Consider the following 14,987-nt stretch of genomic DNA (forward strand, 5'->3'; position numbering starts at 1 on the left):
CGCTGGAGCCGCTCACCAGCGCTTGGAACGGCCTGAACTGCGCCTCGACGGTGGCGCCGGCATTCTGCGTGGCGGACGAGCTTGCCCCGGCGCGGCTCTGCGACTTGCCGCCGGCGATCTGCAGACCGATGCGGGCGAGACCCTTGGCCATAACGACCGGGTCCTGCTGCGCCGTTCCGGTGTCGCCTGCGAAGGCGGCGCCGTCTTTTGTCAGGGCGGTTTCATCGGCAATGGCCGTGAACAGCCGGTCCAGCGGCGAGCCCGGCGAGGCGGCGGCCGAGAGCGTGATATATTGCGGCTTGTCCTTCAGCATCGCCTTGAATTTCAATTGGTCGAGCGCGCCGTTCCAGGCGGAGGCGAACTCCTTGCCGTAGCGATCGATGAGTTCGGGGCCGAGCCTGGGCAGGTCCTGATCGATGCCGCCCTGCTCGCCGCCGCCGCCGAGAACCCACTGGTCATCGACCAGCATTTGCGCGATGCGCGAGAGCTGCGGCAGGTAGAAACCGTTGAACCCCGCCTTGGTGTAGAGGCCGGGAACGCCAAGGTCGGCGAGCTCTGCGCCGTCCATGCGTTCGAACAGCAGCTGCGCCTCCGGACCGGCTTTGGCGGCAACGGAAAAATCCTGGAGCTTTGCCGCATAGACCGCCGATCTGATCAGCGCCGACGCGCGGTCGGCAAGGCTCATGCGTCCGAGCGAGCGTTGCGCGGCCTCGACCAGCGGCTGGTTGAGCTCGAACACCGGGTCGTAGGCATCGTCGAGCGCCAGCATGGCGCGCAGATGCTTTTCGAGCTGCGCGCGGCCTTCGCGGTTGTTCTCGCCGGGGTAGCGGTTTTCCTCCCAATCCTGCTTCATCCAGGAGACGATCAACTCGTCGTCGACCTTGGGCGCCTTGCCGCCCAGCATCAGATAGATCTTCAACGGTTCGTAGAGCGCGATCGGGTCGGCCATCTTGGCCTGGATCGTGCGCTCCGCCTGAACCAGCAGACGCGAGCGGAAGCTACGCTCCAGCGCCTGCCGATAGGCGGATTTGGACGCCGACAGAAGCCTCTCCCGCTGGCTGAGCCCGAAACTCTCCTCGATCGGCTTCGTTTGGCCGGCGGTCTCATATCCCGCCGGCAGATTGCGCAGTTGATCGAGCGGGCCGATGACGTTTTCGAGGTCGACATCGGTAACTGTCGTGCTCCTGAGCAGCGAATCCGCGCCGTCCCGATACTGCGCCATGGCCTGTCTAGTGGAGCCGATCAGCGACTCGTTGGCAAAGTAGCTGAGGCCCAGCACGCCGAGCGCCGCAAAAGCCGCCAATGCGATCGCGGCGAGGCTGCCAAATCTGGCGAGCCTGGCGCGCCGCTCCGCTGTCCTGTCGAACGAGACCCAGCCGGCCTCGGGGAAGATCACCTTCGCCAGAAGATCATGCAGGAAGAAGCTCTTGCCGGTACCGGAAAGATGCGCCTGCGAAGCGCTGCCGAAATTGCGGCCGATCGCGCCCAGCACTTGGTCGATCGGTGTTCCTTCCTGCGTGCCCGACGAGAAATAGAGGCCGCGCAGGCTGACATTCACCTGGGCCCGCGAGGCATCGAAAAGGCTGGTGACGAACCGCACGACGCGGGTTCGCAGCGCGGCGAATTGGGCCGGGAAGCCGAAGATCGCGATGCGCGCCACCGGATCAGTCTCGTCCTGCAGGCGGTCGGCGATCTCGTCCGCAAGCTGCCTGGCCAGCGCGTCGAACTCGGCCGAGGTTTCGCTGACCATGTTCCTGTTGCGGTCGGTGGTCTGGAACGTCGCACCCCAGACCTTGCGCCGCCGTGCCTCGTCGAAATCGCCGAAATAGTCCATGAAGCCGGCAACGAGGTCCGCCTTGGTCAAGAGCAGATAGACCGGGAACTGGATCTTCAGCGTCTCGTGCAGCTCCCGCAGCCGGCTTCGTATCTCGGTGACATGCGCATCGAGCTGCTGGTCGTCGAAGCCGATCAGATCGGCGACGCTGATGGCGAGGATCACGCCGTTGATCGGCTGCCGGGTGCGGTACTTCTTGAGCAGTCCAAGGAAGCCGAGCCAGCTCGCCTTGTCGCGCTCGGCATCCGAATCCTGCGTCGTGTAGCGGCCGGCCGTATCGATCAGCACGGCATCCTCGGTGAACCACCAGTCGCAGGACCGCGTGCCGCCGACTCCGGCCAGCGGCTGGGCATTGCCGGAGCCGGCAAGCGGAAATTTCAGCCCCGAATTGACCAGCGCCGTCGTTTTGCCGGCGCCCGGCGGGCCGATGATGATGTACCAGGGGATCTCATAGAGGAAGTTGCGCCTGCCGCTCGACTGCTTCAGGGTCGCGATGGCCTCGCTCATACGCGCTTCGAGCACCCCTGAATCGTCGTTGCGGTCGCCGCTGCGAACGATGCCCGTCTCAATCGCCTTCTGCGCCTTGCGCGCTTGCCAGAAGCGGATGCCGTAGAAGAGCGCGAGCAGCGCGACGGCCACGCCGATGATCGTTGTCCGGAGCCAAACCGGTCCGAGCGGACGTGTATCGGCATACCGGATCAGCGGCCCGGCATACCAGACCGCAGCCGAGAAGCCGGCAAGCGCGAGCAGGCTGAACAGCCGCAGCACCCAGCGCATCAGTGCCGCTCCCCGCCGCGCGCGCTCACAACGTCTCCTCCTTCGGGATCATCACGTCGACGCGGCGGTTTTTGGCGCGGCCGTCCGCCGTCGCATTGTCGGCGATCGGTTCGTCCTCGCCCTTGCCGTCCACCGCGACCCGCGACGGGTCCTTGAGCTCGTTCGCCACCATCGCCTGTACGGCTTTGGCGCGCGCGACGGAAAGATCGAAGTTCGATTTGAACTGGCTCGACTTCTTCGGCTTCACGTTGTCGGTGTGGCCGACGATCCATATCGGTCCGGGCTCGGCATCGAGAGCCGTGGCGATGTCCGCCGCGATGGGCTGGAACTCCGGCTTCAACTCGGCTTGCCCGGGCGCGAACAAGAGCTGGTTGCTGATTTCGACCACGATGAAGTTGCCCTTGGTGCCGACCGTCAGCCCGCCGCCGGCGATTTCGCTGGCGAGCGCGGCGCGGATGCGGTCGATCTGGGTGATGGTGGGAACGGCAGGCGGCGGGGTGACTTCCGGCGGGGCGGCTACCGCCGGCTCGGCAACCGGAGCGACGCTCGCGCGCTCGATGGTGACCGGCGTCGAGGGATTGAGCGCCAGCAATTCGCCGGCTGTTGCGTCGCCCTCGTCGGTGATCAGGATTCGTAATCCGAAGAAGGCCGCCGTCACCAGGGTTGCGGCGGCGGCCGCGACCGCCCATAGCGGCAACCGCGCCCGGGACTTTGACAGCGCCGCCGCCATGCCTTGCCAATGGGGCGAGATGTCGTCCCTGGCGCGCGGTTGAAAATAGCGGATCGTGTCGTAGACGTCGCGCCGGACGCGTTCGAGCGCGTCCCGTTCGCCGACCCTCCCACGATACTGCCCCTCGAACCCGAGCGAGAGGCAGGCATGCATCAGTTCGAGCAGGTCGTTATGACCCTCCGGCCGGCCCAGGATCTTGTTCAGCGCCTCGTAGAAACCGGCGCCGGTGGGCTTGGTGTGGAAGAACCGAGCCACCAGGCTGCGCGCGCTCCAGCCGTCGTCCTTCGGCCAGGGCAGGTTGCCGACCAGATCGTCGGCGGTTTCGCATACAGCAAATTTAGCAATCCGGGCGTCTTCCTCGGCGATGCCGGCTTTCGCCATCTCCCGCTCGAATGTCTCGATCGCTTCGGTGATGTGCTCTGCCAAAGGGGCCGCCTGCCGCTCGACCGGCATCAGCCGCAGCTGGCCGAAGAGCACCAGCAGGGGCGCCGCGGCCGCGAGGATTGGATTTGCCGCGGCGTATTTCACGCCATCCGCGGCGTTGAGCAGGATTTCCTGTTGCAAGGCGGGTGCCGCCGCTGCAGCGGCAGCCCCTGGAACCGCGTTTTGAACGACCACGGTTCCGGAGGACCAGCCGGTCGGCATCCGCCGGCCGACGCCGGGGTCGAAAACCGTCGATTCCCTGGCGGGTGTCGCAGCGGGCTCAGCGCCAGCCGAAGAAGAACTCGCGGGAGCCGCGGGCGAGCGTTGTCTAGGCCGTGGCGCTCGGATGACGGTCTTGTCCGCCGGCCGGGAGGGATCGTCCTTCGAACTCATCGGCGGTCCACCGTCGCGGCGCGGCGAACATTTCCTTGCCGGGAAATGAGGCTGGCTTTTGGCTTTTCATGCCGAGCCTTTGGGGCGGGCCGGATGGAAAGGCTCATCTCGCCGAAACATGACATTGCTGCACACGCCCCAAGCCACGCCGCTTTGCCCGCCAGGCAAGCTTCCGTACGTTATCCTAACCGTACAGGCAGCTGATTGAAATCGGAAAGCAGGATGCTCGAAGCAGCGCTTTCTTCTGTGAGACCCGTCACATAGCCCGGGTCCACCTACTTCTGCTTGCTGGCCTTGGCATAGGCTTCGCTGAAATAGACCAGGAAGACGTCGAGCATGCCGTTTTCATGCTTCTCCTCCATCGTCCGCCAGGTGGCGACGAGGGCATCCCACGCCTGGCTCTTCTTGGATGAGAAGGAGGCCGGCGGGAGCTTCCTGGCGATGGCTTCCGGCGACAGGTCGTCGAGCAGCCTGGAAAGCGCTGCCTGCATGGCGGCGTAAGTTGCCAATTCATGCGTCTTGAGGTCCCGGAAGGCGTCCTCGACGCTGTGCGCGGCGTCGAGATAGCCGGTCCGGCGTTTGGCGAACATGATCTCCAGTATGTCGTCGGTGCCGGGAACGAATTTCAGCGGGTTGTTGTTTTCGGCGCTGATCATCGTGCGGTTGGCGCTCTTGGCCAGCACCTTGGCCGCCGCGCGCGCCTTAAGCAGCAGCGACAGTTGCTCGACCGTGGTTCTGAGCACGGTACCGATCTCGGCGGCCACCTCATGCGGATCGCGCGATTGAAACAGGTCGGGCGAAATGCCGGCCGCCCTCGCGATATCCTGCAGCAGCATATCGGTTCCCGCCGGCTGGCTACCCGGCTTCGCCGGCGCTGGGGGCGGCCGCAGCGCCGAAGATGTCGATGCCGCTCCCGTCCCGGGCCGCTGTTCCGTCCGACTGAAGAAGGGCTCTTTGCCGAGCTCCAGCGGTCTGCCCGTCGATGGCGGCAGTCCGCGTTGCGTCGACGCTGGCCGGGTTCGCGGGTGGCCGGCGGCGGCGCCTTCCTCGTCAATTGATACCGCAACGACATAGCGGCCGATCAGCATCCGATCGCCATGCGCCAGCCGGTGCGGACCGGCCATGCGCTGACTGGAGCCGTTGACGAAAGTGCCGTTGCGCGAGATGTCGTAGAGCCAGAAGCCGCCCGCCTGGAAGCGGACTTCGCAATGCCGGCCCGAGATGATCTTGTCCGGATCGGAAAGCGTCCAGTCGCAATTCTCGCGCCCGATCTCGAAACTGCGGTCGCGGGCGGCGTAGCTCGCGGCGGCGCCGGATGGCAGCCTGTCGACATTGCTGATCTGGAGCGAGATGAACATCCGGAAGCGTCGCCGAACTTGGTCAACAAATGCTTATTCTTCACGCAACTCCGAACGGAAAATCGCTATGCGGTGTTCCGGGAATTGCCCTGGCATTCTAGCAGCTTGCGAGCGCGGCGGGAGAGGAGCGTTTCACACCGGCGCTTGGCGGGTTTAGCCACAGCTGTTGTTTGGCCGCCACCAAACATGTGCTAGGCTGAAAAAGGTCCAGTGCGGTGGGTGCGAAAAGTTCCCGAACGTGATGCGGTTAACATAGCGGGGGCTTCAATCCATCATACTGGCGGCCGCGTCCAGGAGGGGCACGACCCATGCCGAACGAACGCGCCACGGTTGTGCAGACACCCGTCGGCGGCGATGTGCTGACCTTCACCCATCTCGTCGGGCGCGACGAGATCAGCCGTTGTTTCGCCTATACGGTCGGTTTCGTCTCCAAAAGCCACGACGTCGATCCGCTGAAGATGCTGGGCGGCGTCGTTTCGGTCGAGGGCGAATCCGATCCGAAACGCTGGTTCAGCGGGCTTGTGTCGGAATTCAAGCTCATCCGCATCGAGGACAGGCTCGGCTTTTATGAGGCGATGGTAAGGCCATGGCTCTGGTTCCTCGGCAACACCACCGATTGCCGCATCTTTCAAAATATGACGGCGGTCGAGATCGTCGAGAAAATCTTTTCGAAATACGGCATCGCGAAATTCGAGAAGCGGCTGCAAGGGTCTTATCCGCAGCGCGAATATTGCGTCCAGTATGACGAAAGCGATCTGGATTTCGTGCAGCGGCTGCTTGAGCACGAGGGCATCTTCTATTTCTTCGAGCATGACGAGGGCAAGCATACCCTGGTGCTCTGCGACGCGATGAGCAAGCTGAAGCCGGCACCCGGCTACGAGAAGGTGCTCTACAATTTCGAGGGCCAGGGCTCGCGGCGCGACGTCGAGTACATCACCGAATGGATTCCAGGCAGCGCGGTGCGGCCGGGGGCCTATGTCCACACCGACTTTGATTTCGAGAAGCCCGGCGCGGATTTGATGGCGAAGTCCGCCCAGCCGTTCAGCCACAAGGAGGCCGCGGGCGAAAACTATCGCCAGCCCGGCGCGCATCTCGATGTCGGGCGAGGCGACACGATTGCGGGAATTCGCCGCGAGGAGCTTCAGGCCGTGCACCAGCGCAGCACGGCGGTGGGCACCGTGCGCGGCCTCTTCTCTGGCTGCAAGTTCAAGCTGGAAAGCTTTCCGCGCGACGACCAGAACCAGGACTATCTGGTGATCAGCGCCGAGTACCGGCTGTTCGATCCGGGCTACCGGACCCAGAACGAGGCCCATAGCGAGAATTTCAAGGTGGTGCTCGGCGTGGCGCCCGCCACATTGCCCTACCGGCCGCCGCGCATCACCCCGCGGCCGATCATGCGCGGCCCACAGACAGCGACGGTGGTAGGCCCCTCGGGCGAGGAAATCTTCACCGACAAATATGCGCGCGTGAAGGTGCAGTTCCACTGGGACCGCCTCGGCAAGAAGGACCAGAACTCTTCCTGCTTCGTGCGCGTGTCGCAAACCTGGGCCGGCAGCGGCTGGGGTTTTATCCAGATTCCGCGCATCGGCCAGGAGGTGATCGTCGACTTCATCGAAGGCGACCCGGACCTGCCGATCATCACCGGCCGGGTCTACAACGCGTCGCAGATGCCGCCCTACGGGCTGCCGGGCAATGCGACGCAATCCGGCTGGAAGTCGAATTCCTCGAAAGGTGGCGGCGGTTACAACGAGCTGATGTTCGAGGACAAGGCGGGCTCCGAGCTGGTCAATTTCCAGGCGCAGAAAGACCACCACCTGCTGATCAAGCACGACCGCAACAAGCTGGTCCAACACGACCAGTCCGACCGCATCGACCACGATGCCAAGCACTCCGTCGGCCACAACCTCGACGAGGACGTCGGCAACAACAAGACGGTCAAGATCGGCGTCGACCAGACGACGAATATCGGGTCGAACGACACCGAAACGGTGGGCGCCAACCGGTCGCTGACGGTCATGGCCAATGAGACCATCCACGTCGTCGCCAACTCGACCGAAAACATCGACGCCAACCATTCGCAGACCGTGGGGCTCAACCAGACGGTCACGGTGGGTGTCGCACGCGTCGATACCGTGGGCGCCGCCGAAGCGCGAACCGTGGGGGCCTCGCAGACGAACACGATCGGCGCGTCGCGATCTGTCAGTGTGGGAACGGCACAGAGTCATCAGATCGGTGCCGACGACAGCTGGACGGTAGCGGCCAATCAATCGGTGGACGTTGGCGCAAATCAGAGCTTCAAGATAGGTGGGGCGCATGCCTCCGAGATCGGGAAGGGGCGGAACGCCAAGATAGCTGAGGACGATGCGACCGATGTCGGCGGTTCGCGGGCCTTGAAAATAGCGAAAGGCAGTCTCGTGCAGGTGGGTGAGGACGGAGCCATAAAGGTAGGCAAAACCCTCATCATTGAAGCTGGCGATGCCATCACCATTACATGCGGCTCTGCCGCTATCGCGATGAAGAAGGATGGCACTATCAATATCTCCGGCAAGGACATTTCCGTCAGCGGGTCCGGCAAGATCAATGTGAAGGCATCGAGCGACATCACCATGAAAGGCTCGGAGATAAAGCAGAACTGAGGGGCTTTGATGACGACGACCGTGGAGCGCATTGACGGCGTGGTGATTGGCATCTTCCTGGGCTTCGGCGAGGATGCGCCCCTTGTCGTCTTCCCGGGAAACCCTCGGGAGACAGCGGTGGCCGCGCGCAGCCTCGCTGAACTGACCTCCGACATGATCGGCGCGGAGGTAGCGCTGTTGTTTCAGGACGGAGATCCCGGTCGGCCGCTGATTGTCGGGCGCATCATCGATCCAGCGCACCGGTCAAATGTTCCGCACATCATCCGAGACGGAGAGCGAATGCGGATCACCGCGAATGAACGTCTTGAACTGCGTTGCGGCAAGGCTACGATCATCATGGAAAAGGATGGGCATGTAACCATCCGCGGCACCTATGTCACGAGCCACGCCAGTGCCGCCAACCGCATCCGCGGCGGCTCCGTCAATCTGAACTGATGCCTGCGCCCATCCTTCGCCAGATTGTCCGCCAGCACGCGGAGATGGCCGCGTTCCTTTGGACAGTATACGACTACAACTTGCTCAATCCCGGCAAGAATCCGGACATGGATGAGGAACGGCTTGCTCGACTCATCGAGCGTCTGGAAGCACACCTTGATGGGCTGCGCATTTCGGGCGAGGTCGGTCGCGAAATCGCAAAGGAGCGCTACGCCGAGTATCCCGAAGCCGGCGAATTGTTCGTCCTGCGCATGCTGTCTATCAAAGAGGCATTGCGGGTTGTTGATCTCGATCTTGGAAGGGTGCGGGCTTACCTTGCTGCGAAGCCCAAACCTACTTCAAGCCGTCAGGTGTAGTCGGGCCCGACCCATTCAGAGCCGTCATATCTTATGGCGGAGTTGCCTCCCGCCAGTGTCAGATATTTGCGATTGGATGACAGCCGATAGACGGGGAAGCCGTGCTTCAGGGTGGAAACCGTAACCCCGTCGAACGTGAACACGCCTTGACCGCCACCGGCAATGTGTATTGCCTTTCGGTAAAACGCCATCTTGTAGAAGTCCCGACCACGTTGCGAAACATCGGTCCAGGCAAGACCGCCGCCTCGAAATAGGGTCCCTGCGCTGCCGGAGACCAGGACGTCGGTCGCCGACAGTACCAATAGCCCAACCAAGATTGCGTTGGTCGGCAACTGGATCTGAGTCCACTGTCTACCGTCATAGTGCCAGAGAAGCGCTCCTTCGCCGGACACATAAAGGTTGCTCGGCGACGACCCTGCGATGCAGAGAATGGTGTTGCCGAGCGCAGGGCTAACCGCGGACCAGCGTGCGCCGTCCCATCGATAGACAACCCCCTCAGATCCACCAGCATAGACGGTGTTGTCGTCGAAGCCCCAGACGGTATTCAAGTGACGAGGCGAGACCTGGCTTTCCGTCCATTCAGTCCCCGAACCCGAATGCACTACGCCATTGTCGTCGCACACATAGAGACGACCGGAACTGGAACGCCATATGTCGGTGAACCAACTTGGCTTTTCGTAAATTCGATCGGTCTGATTGTCGTCGCTGGCAACGTCGGATTCTGAGATGACGAACGAGTAGAAACTCTCTCCGTCGTAATACGCGACGGCGGAGAAAATGGTTCCATCATCCGCTGCAACGGTGCCGTTTACCGTTACGCTGTAGTCAGCCATGTTATCTCTCCTTAGCGTCTGCGAACCGTGCTCGATGGAGTAGGTTTGAACTTTCCGGTCGCTGGTGCGCGCGCCTCGGTGCTGTCCTTCTTTTTCTCCGGTCCGCTCATCATCTCCTTGAAGTGAATGTCACAAATCATCCTCAGGCATTCGATGGCGGGGTGCTCCTTGCCTCGTGGTCCGTCCGGGATGTTCTTGGCCTTTTTCATGGCCTCCATATTGGCTTCTCGAACTTCCTCGTAGGTTGGGTTCGTGCCTTTCGCGCGTTGTGCCTTTGCCCATTCGCCCTGAGCGGCTGTCTTGCGGCCATGCTCGGTGTTCGGATCGGTGGCGTCTTCCAGGCAGACGCAGGGCGCATCGTTCATCGTATAGCTGGGCGTTGTGCTGATGGCTTGGCCGCCGCGCGAATTCTGGAAACAGGCGTTCTGCAGGATGTGGTCCGATTGCTGGTTGGACGCGCATTCCTTGCTCGCGTCGCCATAGCGGTGCACCTTCATGCCGAGCTTTGCCAGGATCGAGGTGCAGGACTGCTTGCCAACTTTCAACTTTCCGATCTTCGGCCAAGGCGGTGCATTGCCGGTCGGTGAAGCATGATTGTTGGTCGACAGGTCAGTCATGCGGCTGACTGGTTCGCCATCCGCCTTCACGTCGCCCGACCAGGCGACGGCATACTCCTTGCCAGTGTTGACCGAGGTGATCACGCCCTTCTTAGCCGCGCACCCGGCCTCAGTGCCGCTGGTCTTGGTATAGTACGATTTGTTCTTCTGGGTGATGGTCTGGCCACCGATCTTGACGGTGCCGGTGCCATTGTCGGTGTCGGAATCGAGTCCGAACGAGGGATAGGGAATAGGTACGCCTGGCGGAGTTGCAGGATTTTCAGGTGGAGTGAAGCAGACGTCCGGAAAGGCGGCGATCACCTTGTTGGCTTGTGCTTTGCATGCGACCTCGAGGCCGTTCGCGTAGACAGTCATCAGGCTGCCCTCGCGGCCAGTATTGCCGCCCCGCAGGCACCGGCATCGTTCGATGCCTCGATCAGCACTGGATTGCCGGCGGCATATCCCTTGCGGGCGGCCGTCCAGGCCATGCCGATCATTAGTGGAACCACGGCTGCGCCGACATTGCCGAGGGATTCGCCAGGCGACCAGATGTCCTGAAAATCGTGACGTCCGCGTAGCAACCGCAGGCTCGCTAAAGCGCTCTGTTTGAACCAATATTGTTCGCCGATAAGGTCGGCGATCCGGTAGCCGAGCCGGTTCATCTCAATGCCGGTTTCCTTGAACGCAGCACTGTAAGCCGAAGTCATGCCGTCGGCACGCAACGGCAGATCCTCGGCATTGTAGATCGGTGCGGGTTCACGCGCCAAACCCAGTCCGAAGAGGCGAAGCCCATCGCTACGCGAGCGCGTGCACAGGACGGCGGCGGCAGCCTCACCCGGAATGAAGCCATTAGGATTATCGGCGGCAAGCAGACGATTTTCGCCGAGATAATAAGCGATCGTAGGCGCAGTCAGGTAGCTGTCAACGCCTGCGATCATCACATAGGGCACGTCACCGGACGAAATCATCCTCCGCGCCTGATCAAGTGCGATATGTCCGGCAGGCCGGCCATGCGCGACGATGCGCGAGCGAATGCTGGGTTCGATTTCCGTGATCTCCGAAACGCTGCGGAGCAAGCTGAAGCTATCGCCGACCGGACGGCCCGGGCGATCTTCCTCGGCGAGGCAAAGGATAAGTGCGGTCTGGCCTCGCGCCTGCGGGACAGTGTCGAACGCCTCGCAAATCGCGGCCGCGGCCAAGTGCGCCATGCGCTTTTCGCCAATCCAGTCTCGCGGCAACGGCACGGGCGCGCCGATCTGAAAGTCGGTCCCGGATCCGACGAACCTTGTCTCTTGGAAGCCATCCAGGCGCGCGCGCATTGCCGCACAGGCCGACGGCGCATCGAGACCGACCGCTGTCACCATGCCGACCGAGGCAATGTCGAGACTTATGCTCATGCGTCTTCCACCTCCTCGGGAGCGGTCCCCTCACTACGGACATAGTCCCTACCGGTCGCACGCGCACGCAGCATCGACTCCGTGGGCGGCCCAACCCAGCATTCCGAAAAATCGAGAATCGTCTTGTGAATGCGCTGCGAAACGCGCCATACGAGCGAGAAGCGACTGTTCTCTGGGTCGAGCAGGACAGTGTCCGGATGGACGCTCTCCTCCAATGACTTGTCGCCGCCCTTGAACAGCGTCATCGGCAGCGCGGTCGAGGGCAGCCGGAAGCTTGCGCGCCCTTCCGGCGTCAGGTTCACCAACACCACCTCTTCGCCACCACGCGGATGATCGATTTGCTGGTCAGGCGGCGCCATCTGGAAGTAGCGCTCGTCGAAATCCTGCGGCAGGAATGGGAACACATTGTCGATCCAGTTCTGGTCATAAGTGCCGCCATATTCGATGCGGCCGGGCCAGCCTCGCCCCATCGGCCCAAAGCTCATCGGCTGGTAGTCGCCGAAGGGCGAGCGGATTTCTTCATTGACGGCCTGCGTATTGGGCAGCCGCAGGCCTGGAATGAAACGCTGGTTCTTGGCGCGAGACCAGCCGGTGCCGACCGGGTTGTATTTGTAGCTGGCGGGAAGCTGATCCTCGGGGTCCAACCGGTCGACGCCGCCCCAAGCGAAATCGTAGGAGATCGGTAGTTTCAGGAAGGGCTGCGGTGCAGTTGCGGTGAAGACCGGACCTATGGCCCGCCACTCCCGGTGGCCGACCACTTCGAAGAGCTTCGACCAGTTGCCGACCTTGATGCCGACTGGCACCCGTTCCGCCGGGCGTCCACCCGGTGCATAGGCGCAGCCATTGGCAATCACGTCGCAGCGCGGCTTACGGAAGGCGAAGTCGGTCTCCCACAGCGTCGCTGAGTAACCCGGCGCGCCGGTATGCGTGTCAGCCATGACCAGCGGAACTTGCTCCGCCGATTTCTGCACGAGGCCGCCGGGCTTCTCCGGAAAATCGAACGTGCCCTTCACCACGACCACGATCCACTCATGGCCGGCCTTGTCCATGCCCATGGTGAACTGATGCGGAAAACCCAGCTGGTTCCAGATCTGCATCAGCTGGTCTCCCAGCTAGCGGCGAAGATCCGCTCCACCGTCTTTTGCGGCGCCTGCGGGTCGACGTCGAAGATATCCGTGCGCACAGTCCACATGACGAGGTCGTCGATGACATTGCCATCCTCATCGACTGCCGGCGCGGGCAGGGCGCCCAGCGCGGCATCCAGTTCGTCGGGCGTCAGCTCGCCCCGTTGCGCGGCGAAGGCCGCTTCCTCGATGCGGTCGAACCAGGCATCCGAATAGGCCAGCCTGAGCGGCGCCTCGGCAAGCCGTGCGACGACGCTGAGCGGGAACTGTCGGCCGACCTTGTCGGCGCTCTGCACGATGACGCCGGCCGAGGCGCCGAACGAGGCGGGGCCGGCGAGAAAGCGCAAGGCAGTGTCCGTCTGCCACGCATCGTGGCCAAACAGCGGGACGATCTGCTGCGCCAGCCAGCGGTCCCAGACGCGCACGAAATCGCCCGGCAGCCGCCGCGTCACGAAATCGCCGGTGGCGGGCATCTTCCCGTAGAAGCCGGTGCTCATATCTGCGGCGGACATGTGAACTTCTTGAACATCTCGAGTGTGTAGGGGTTCTCGACGCTGGCCGCCTTGAGCTCGAAATCGGCATACATGCCTTTCGTGCCGAGGCGCAGGCTATAGACGTCGGAAAGGTTGGTTCCGGCGAACTTGCCGCTGCGCAGCATCCTCAGCCACGCCCAGCTGCCGGTCTCGTTGAGCATCACCTCCGGTGAGCCGTCGACCGGCTGGAAGGCGAGCGAGATCACGCCGGTGCCGTCCTTGCCGGGCCATGTCATCGGCTGCGGCCGGGTCGCGTTGTTGTAGTAGACGAGGTTCTGGCCATCGAGGTTGAGCGTCACCCGCGCCACGTTGGGCGACAGGTCCTTTGGCTCCAGCGTGAAGTTCATCACCGGGCCGGTGCCGCCGGGAAACAGGTCGTCGCGGATGTGCCGTGCCTGCTCGAACGCCGCCAGCGCGGCCGCGTCGAGGCCGAAATCGGCGCGCCATTTCCACGGCTGGCTGGCGGTGTCGACATAGTTGATCAGATGGTCGTTGATGAAGGCGTCGATCAGGCCGGCGGGGCCGAAGAGGCGCTGGAAGTCGCGCACATTGACGTCGACCGCGCTCTCAGGGCTGAACGGATAGCGGTTGTTGAGCGCCGCCTGGCAGAAGGGCAGGATGTCGGCGCGCCAGATGGCGTTGAGCTCGTTGGTGACCGCCTTCTGCGACAGGCCGCTGGTGTCGCCGGCAATCCCGCCCAGCCAGTCGTTGATCGGCGAAGGCAGGATCTGCGCCTGTCTTGCGACCCCCCCCGTCAGCTCGGCCAGGCCGCCCTGCTTCTTGATGGCGTCTTGCGGGTCGGGGTTGGCCGACACCGTCTGCAGCACATTGGACAGCGCCGTCAGCGCCACCACGGCTGCGTCGAGCGCCGGCGGCTGGCCGTCCACCTCGGCGATCGTGCCCTTGAGCGGCTTGAAATGTTCGGCCACCAGGCTGCCGGTCATGTCGACCTGCTCGGCCGAGCCCGCGCGTGGCAGTAATTTCGCTCCCGTCTTCACGACCTTGCCGAGTTTGCCGAGCTTGGAGAGCAGCTTCGAGCCGCTCTTGGCGGCGGCGCCGTTCTTGTCATCAGCCGGCGCCTCGTCGGAACGGGTGAGATCGAGTTCCTGCACGACCGCGGTGAGGAGGCGTTTCAACGCGGAATCGGCGCTCGAAAGGTCCTTGAGATTTTCGCTGGCGACGTTGAGGTCGGTCAGCGGCGCCAGCCGCATGTCGCGCAGGAAGCTGTCCCACTGCGAAATGTAGTCGTCGTAGTAGAGCTTCAGAATGTCTTCGGACAGCGCCGACACCGAGGTCTCGGCATTCTCCGAGCAGCCGCCGGCAAATACCGCGCGATCGAGCGCCGCCTGCGCCGCCACATCCTCGACGCGATCGAGAACGGCGTCGTGGAAGCCGGCATAGGTGTAGGCGCCGGGAACGCCGACGCGCAGCGTCTTGGCGGAGCGGCGCGCGAACACTTTGGCGCCGTTCGGGCCGGCGAAATTGGCCGGCACCCATTCCTTGACGGCTGCCACTTCCGGATCCGCGAGCAACTGCTTGTAGGCGCGCTCCGGCAGCGAGAT

At 63.1% G+C, this 14,987-nt stretch carries 12 protein-coding genes; 3 read left to right on the forward strand and 9 right to left on the reverse strand.

Annotation, left to right across the window (positions count from 1 at the left end; translation table 11 throughout):
• The 3 genes from tssM (EOA32_RS20995) to tagH form a co-directional block, all read right to left on the reverse strand.
• On the reverse strand, positions 1–2,611 hold a 2,611-nt coding region (gene tssM, locus EOA32_RS20995; protein ID WP_189407275.1), incomplete at its 3' end, for a type VI secretion system membrane subunit TssM.
• Between the two features lie 25 nt (positions 2,612–2,636).
• Entirely contained in the window at positions 2,637–3,905 is a 1,269-nt protein-coding gene (tssL, locus tag EOA32_RS21000; RefSeq protein ID WP_348632209.1) for a type VI secretion system protein TssL, long form, read from the reverse strand.
• 527 nt (positions 3,906–4,432) lie between these two features.
• Positions 4,433–5,515: a type VI secretion system-associated FHA domain protein TagH gene (tagH, locus tag EOA32_RS21005; protein WP_128372762.1), complete on the reverse strand. Its 1,083-nt coding sequence runs from the start codon at positions 5,513–5,515 to the stop codon at positions 4,433–4,435.
• A 308-nt stretch (positions 5,516–5,823) separates the two neighbouring features.
• On the opposite strand from tagH, the gene tssI reads away from it, so the two are divergent.
• The 3 genes from tssI to EOA32_RS21020 are packed head-to-tail and all read left to right on the forward strand — an operon-like array spanning position 5,824 to position 8,942.
• Positions 5,824–8,151 carry a type VI secretion system tip protein TssI/VgrG gene (gene tssI, locus EOA32_RS21010; RefSeq protein WP_128372763.1) on the forward strand — a complete coding sequence of 776 codons (2,328 nt, stop codon included), beginning with the start codon at positions 5,824–5,826 and terminating at the stop codon, positions 8,149–8,151.
• 9 nt (positions 8,152–8,160) lie between these two features.
• On the forward strand, positions 8,161–8,586 hold the full coding sequence (locus tag EOA32_RS21015; protein WP_095781836.1) for a DUF6484 domain-containing protein: 426 nt from the start codon (positions 8,161–8,163) through the stop codon (positions 8,584–8,586).
• Positions 8,586–8,942 (forward strand): hypothetical protein, encoded by a 357-nt coding sequence (locus EOA32_RS21020; RefSeq protein ID WP_095781835.1) that lies wholly within the window; start codon positions 8,586–8,588, stop codon positions 8,940–8,942. Before EOA32_RS21015 ends, EOA32_RS21020 begins: the two co-directional genes overlap by 1 nt.
• On the opposite strand, the gene EOA32_RS21025 is transcribed toward EOA32_RS21020, so the two are convergent.
• The 6 genes from EOA32_RS21025 to tssM (EOA32_RS21050) all read right to left on the reverse strand — a co-directional run.
• Positions 8,933–9,775: a hypothetical protein gene (locus EOA32_RS21025; RefSeq protein ID WP_127323905.1), complete on the reverse strand. Its 843-nt coding sequence runs from the start codon at positions 9,773–9,775 to the stop codon at positions 8,933–8,935. The two genes, EOA32_RS21020 and EOA32_RS21025, sit on opposite strands and share 10 nt — an antisense overlap.
• Positions 9,776–9,786: 11 nt before the next feature.
• Positions 9,787–10,692, reverse strand: coding sequence for a DUF4150 domain-containing protein (locus EOA32_RS39955; protein ID WP_245499343.1), 906 nt, complete (start codon positions 10,690–10,692; stop codon positions 9,787–9,789).
• 53 nt (positions 10,693–10,745) lie between these two features.
• The gene (locus EOA32_RS21035) at positions 10,746–11,768 is read right to left on the reverse strand and encodes a 3-oxoacyl-ACP synthase (protein ID WP_128372764.1); all 1,023 of its coding nucleotides are present in this window, start codon (positions 11,766–11,768) and stop codon (positions 10,746–10,748) included.
• The gene (locus tag EOA32_RS21040) at positions 11,765–12,865 is read right to left on the reverse strand and encodes a DUF2169 domain-containing protein (RefSeq protein WP_128372765.1); all 1,101 of its coding nucleotides are present in this window, start codon (positions 12,863–12,865) and stop codon (positions 11,765–11,767) included. The genes EOA32_RS21035 and EOA32_RS21040 overlap by 4 nt, the downstream gene beginning before the upstream one ends.
• Complete coding sequence (gene tagF / locus EOA32_RS21045; protein ID WP_128372766.1) at positions 12,865–13,404, reverse strand: type VI secretion system-associated protein TagF; 540 nt, start codon at positions 13,402–13,404, stop codon at positions 12,865–12,867. The genes EOA32_RS21040 and tagF overlap by 1 nt, the downstream gene beginning before the upstream one ends.
• On the reverse strand, positions 13,386–14,987 hold a 1,602-nt coding region (tssM, locus tag EOA32_RS21050; protein WP_128372767.1), incomplete at its 5' end, for a type VI secretion system membrane subunit TssM. The genes tssM (EOA32_RS21050) and tagF, both read right to left, overlap by 19 nt.

Origin of the sequence: Mesorhizobium sp. M1A.F.Ca.ET.072.01.1.1, assembly GCF_004023325.1 — a bacterium.
Taxonomy (GTDB): Bacteria; Pseudomonadota; Alphaproteobacteria; order Rhizobiales; family Rhizobiaceae; genus Mesorhizobium.

Excerpts from the sequence above, each read along its gene's own strand:
- tagH (WP_128372762.1), bottom strand. The coding sequence starts at position 5,515 with ATGTTCATCTCGCTCCAGATCAGCAATGTCGACAGGCTGCCATCCGGC.
- tssI (WP_128372763.1), top strand. The coding sequence starts at position 5,824 with ATGCCGAACGAACGCGCCACGGTTGTGCAGACACCCGTCGGCGGCGAT.
- EOA32_RS21015 (WP_095781836.1), top strand. The coding sequence starts at position 8,161 with ATGACGACGACCGTGGAGCGCATTGACGGCGTGGTGATTGGCATCTTC.
- EOA32_RS21020 (WP_095781835.1), top strand. The coding sequence starts at position 8,586 with ATGCCTGCGCCCATCCTTCGCCAGATTGTCCGCCAGCACGCGGAGATG.
- EOA32_RS21025 (WP_127323905.1), bottom strand. The coding sequence starts at position 9,775 with ATGGCTGACTACAGCGTAACGGTAAACGGCACCGTTGCAGCGGATGAT.
- EOA32_RS21035 (WP_128372764.1), bottom strand. The coding sequence starts at position 11,768 with ATGAGCATAAGTCTCGACATTGCCTCGGTCGGCATGGTGACAGCGGTC.
- EOA32_RS21040 (WP_128372765.1), bottom strand. The coding sequence starts at position 12,865 with ATGCAGATCTGGAACCAGCTGGGTTTTCCGCATCAGTTCACCATGGGC.
- tagF (WP_128372766.1), bottom strand. The coding sequence starts at position 13,404 with ATGTCCGCCGCAGATATGAGCACCGGCTTCTACGGGAAGATGCCCGCC.